Genomic DNA, 3,802 nt, shown 5'->3' with positions numbered 1-3,802 from the left:
TTGTTTATTCGTCGCTGGGGGGGGCCGCCCCCGGGGGGGCCCGCCCCCGCCCCCCCCCCCCGCGCCCCGCCGGGCGCGGGGGGGGGGGGGGGGGGTGGGTCGTCGTGACGGCGGCGCGTACGGCGGTCCGTCCGGCGGTCAGGACAGCTGGTCGTACGAGATGCTCCGCGACCGCAGCCGGATGCCCCGCTCCGTCACCGCGACCACGTCGTGCACCACGCAGCTCGGCCAGACCTCCGGCCGCTCCTGCGGCCGCACCCGGACGATCAGCGCGTACACCGTCGAACGGAGGTCGCCGTTCTCCAGCGGCTCCAGCACGATCTGGTTGAAGTAGTGCCGCCGCTGCACCGGGTCGTCGCGGAAACGCTCGTGGAACGCCTCCAGCTCCTTCTCCACCCCGGCCGGCCCGACCGCGGGCTCGGTGCCGGGGGTGTGCTGGAAGGTGCCGTCCGCGGTGAAGGTCGCCGCGTACTCGGCGAACCGGCCGCCGTCCAGCGCCTGCATCTGACGGGCGTAGAACTGCTGCACCTCGGCGTACAGTTCGGCGCTGACGCCCTCGCGTACCGGACTCATCCGGTCCTCCTCATCCTCTCGACGGTCCCGGCCGGACCGGCCGGGCTCACCAGGGCACCGACTCGGTGGGCGAGCCGGCCATGCTGCCGTAGAACCCCCCGGTGGGCCCGTCCGGCCCGGTCAGCGCCAGCCACACCGGTACGTCGGCGCCCTCCTCGGGGCCGCGGGTGCCCCGGCTGAACGGCGAGTCCGCGTTCAGGTCGGTGGCCACCAGGCCGGGGTTGGCCGCGTTCACCCGCACCCCGGCCGCGCGCAGCGCGTTGGCGTACACGACCGTGACGGCGTTCAGCGCGGCCTTCGACGAGCTGTACGGCAGCAGCCCGCGGGTCGAGATCGGGTTCTCCGGGTCGGTCAGCAGCGTCAGCGAGCCCAGCGGGCTCGACAGGTTGACGACCCGTCCGTTCGGCGAGCGCTCCAGCAGCGGCAGGCACGCCTGGGTGACGGCGACGTTCCCGAAGACGTTGACCTCGAAGGCCTCGCGCATCTGCGCGGCACCGATCCCGGTCGTCGGGACCCCCCACTCCACCACGATCCCGGCGTTGTTGACGAGCACGTCGAGCCGGTCCGCGTCGGCCCGGATCCGCTCGGCCGCCGCCTCCACCTGCGCCTGGTCGGTCACGTCCAGCCGGACGAACCGCGCGTCGAGGCCCTGGGCGAGGAGTTCGGCCTCCGCCGCCCGGCCGCGCTCCTCGTCCCGGGCGCCCAGGTACACCGTCATGCCCTCCCGGGCGAGCCGACGGGCGATCTCCTTGCCGATCCCCTTGTTGGCCCCGGTGACGAGGGCCACCTCACCCCGGTGCGCCGCACTGCTGCCCATGCCGTGTTTCCCGTTCGTCCGGTGCCGCTCAGTAATTGCCCAGCCCGCCACAGACGTTGAGCGCCTGGGCGGTCGTCGCGCCGGCTCCGTCGCCGACCAGGTACTCCACCATCGCGGCGACCTCCTCGGAGGTGACGTAGCGCCGGATCGGTACCCGCGCGGTGATCCGCTCGAACACCTCCTCGGTCGGCACCTGCCAGATGTCCGCGTAGTGCTCGCGCACCCGCTCCGCCATCGGCGTCTCGACGAACCCGGGGCAGACCGCGTTCACGGTGATGCCGGTGGCGGCCAGCTCCAGGCCGAGCGCCTTGGTGAAGCCCACCACGCCGTGCTTGGAGGCCGAGTACGGGGCGCCGTGGACGACGCCCTGCTTGCCGCCGGTGGAGGCGATGTTGACGATGCGCCCCCAGTCCTTGCCCCGCAGGCCGCCGAGGGTGAGCACCGCCTTGGTCATCAGGAAGACGCTGTTCAGGTTGGTGTTGATGACGTCGTACCAGAGCTCGTCCGGGATCTCGGCGGTGACCCCGCCGCCCGACCGCCCGGCGTTGTTGACCAGCACGTCGACGGTGCCGAAGCGGTCGACCGCGGCCCGGACGAAGGACTGCACCTGCTCGGGCGAGGTGACGTCGCAGGGACTGCCGTCCACGTCGTGGCCCTTGTCCCGCAGGGTCTTCACCGTCTCCGCGAGCGCGTCCTCGCGCCGCCCGCACAGGTAGACCCGGTGGTTCAGGGCGCCGAGCCGCTCGGCGATGGTCAGCCCCATGCCGCTGGTGGCTCCGGTGACGATCGACACCGGTCGGTCGGTTCGTGCCATGTGTCGGCTCCCTCTCTCTCCGCTCGCTCCGGCCGGCCGGCCGGCGACTCGCAACGTGGAGACGGTCGCGCGCGCCGCTCGAACCTGGGTCGGACGGGCCTGGAGCGGGGCGCCGCGAACCGGCCACCACCACCGGACTGCTCCTCCGGCTAGCGGGACCTCCCCGAAGGAGCAGTGCGCGGGGCCCGTCTCCCGGCTAGCGTGCGGTCATGGCACCCCTTCGGACGGACGACCCGCGACTGATCCTCGACATGGCCAAGGCCCTGCTGCGCGCGCCGCTCAGGGACGTGCTCCCCACCTTCTCCCGCACCATCGCCGACCTGGTCCCGCACCGGGCCCTGGCCATGCTGACCGCCGACTGCCCGAAGTCCGCCGCCTGGACGGCCGGCGAGCCGGCGCTCACCGAGCAGGTGACCACCGCCGAGATGGCCACCCTCTCCACCCACGTGGAGATCGGCTCGCCGTGGTCCGGCCGGGCCGTGCTGGCCGGCGCGGCGCGCCCGGTGTTCGCCGTGGCCTGCGCCCCCGACGGATCGGCCGGGGCGCTGCTCGCCGTCGTCCCGGTGGACGACCGGGCCCCCGAGCCCGCCGTGGTGGACCTGGTCGACCGGCTCTGGGAGCTGGCCACCGCCCGGGTCGTCGACCTGCTGCCCGAAGCCGTCCCGGTCGACCTGTCCGGTGCCTGGCGGGCCGGCAGCGAGCGCCTGCGCATCACCAGCGAGCTCGCCGAGACCCACGCCGCCACCCTCACCGGCCTGCTCGGCGTGCTCCGCTCCCGCAGCCTGGACGACGCCACCGCCCGGCGCACCGCCGTCGACCTGGCCGTCGCCTCGCTCATCGAGCTGCGCGGCTCGCACAGCGACGAGCAGCTGCCCGACGAGGAGACCCTGGAGGACGCCTTCGGCCGGCTCACCGCCATGCTCGGCGCGCTCTCCCGCTACAGCGGACTGACCCTGGAGTACGCCCCGCCCACCCCGCCGGAGCGCCTGGTCCCGTCGAACGTGGCCCGCACGCTCCGGGCCGCGGTGCGCGGCATCGTGCTGACCACCATGGAGCAGGGCGGGGTCACCCGGGTCCGGGTCGGCTGGGAGGCCGGCGGGGCCGAGCTGCGCGCGACCGTCCGCGACGACGGCCCCGGCCGGCTGGCGCCCGAGGCGCTGGCCGTGCACCGGCTCAAGGACCGGATCGCCGCCATGGGCGGCGAGTTGGAGGTGGACTCCGTCCCGCAGTGGGGCACCTCCGTGACGATGCGGCTGCCGCTCACCGTGCCCGACCGCGACCGGCCCCGCGAGGACCCGCTGACCGGGCTCAACCCGCGCGAACTGGAGGTGCTGCAGCACCTGGTGCAGGGGCACCGGAACCGGGTGATCGCCAACCAGCTCGGCATCAGCGAGCACACCGTCAAGTTCCACGTGGCCCGGATCCTCAAGAAGCTCAACGCCGACTCGCGCGGGGAGGCCGCCGCCCTCGCCATCGCGGCCGGCTTCCCCCCGGCGCTGTCGCTGGTGAACTGACGCCGAGGGGGGGGGGTGCCGCCTGCACCGCACCCCCCGCATCTCTCGCTGATTAAAAAAAACGAGCCCCCCTCAAGACACAAA

4 protein-coding genes are annotated in these 3,802 nt (G+C 73.9%); 1 reads left to right on the top strand and 3 read right to left on the bottom strand.

What is annotated here, in order from left to right:
* Positions 1 to 138 precede the first annotated feature (138 nt).
* From ACFWXO_RS33960 to ACFWXO_RS33950, 3 genes are read right to left on the bottom strand one after another with little or no spacing between them, the layout of a single operon-like run.
* On the bottom strand, positions 139 to 573 hold the full coding sequence (locus ACFWXO_RS33960) for a nuclear transport factor 2 family protein (protein ID WP_375895213.1): 435 nt from the start codon (positions 571 to 573) through the stop codon (positions 139 to 141).
* A 46-nt stretch (positions 574 to 619) separates the two neighbouring features.
* Positions 620 to 1,390 carry an SDR family oxidoreductase gene (locus ACFWXO_RS33955; RefSeq protein ID WP_375895210.1) on the bottom strand — a complete coding sequence of 257 codons (771 nt, stop codon included), beginning with the start codon at positions 1,388 to 1,390 and terminating at the stop codon, positions 620 to 622.
* 28 nt (positions 1,391 to 1,418) lie between these two features.
* A complete protein-coding gene (locus ACFWXO_RS33950; RefSeq protein WP_375895209.1) occupies positions 1,419 to 2,204 on the bottom strand; it encodes an SDR family NAD(P)-dependent oxidoreductase in 786 nt (261 codons plus the stop codon).
* Positions 2,205 to 2,413: 209 nt separating this feature from the next.
* On the opposite strand from ACFWXO_RS33950, the gene ACFWXO_RS33945 reads away from it, so the two are divergent.
* Entirely contained in the window at positions 2,414 to 3,718 is a 1,305-nt protein-coding gene (locus ACFWXO_RS33945) for a LuxR C-terminal-related transcriptional regulator (protein WP_380528797.1), read from the top strand.
* The last annotated feature ends 84 nt before the right edge of the window (positions 3,719 to 3,802 follow it).

Source organism: Kitasatospora sp. NPDC059088 (assembly GCF_042738155.1).
Classification (GTDB): Bacteria; Actinomycetota; Actinomycetes; order Streptomycetales; family Streptomycetaceae; genus Kitasatospora.
Note: the sequence above shows the minus strand (reverse complement) of the source record. Positions and strands in the feature narration are given on the sequence as shown.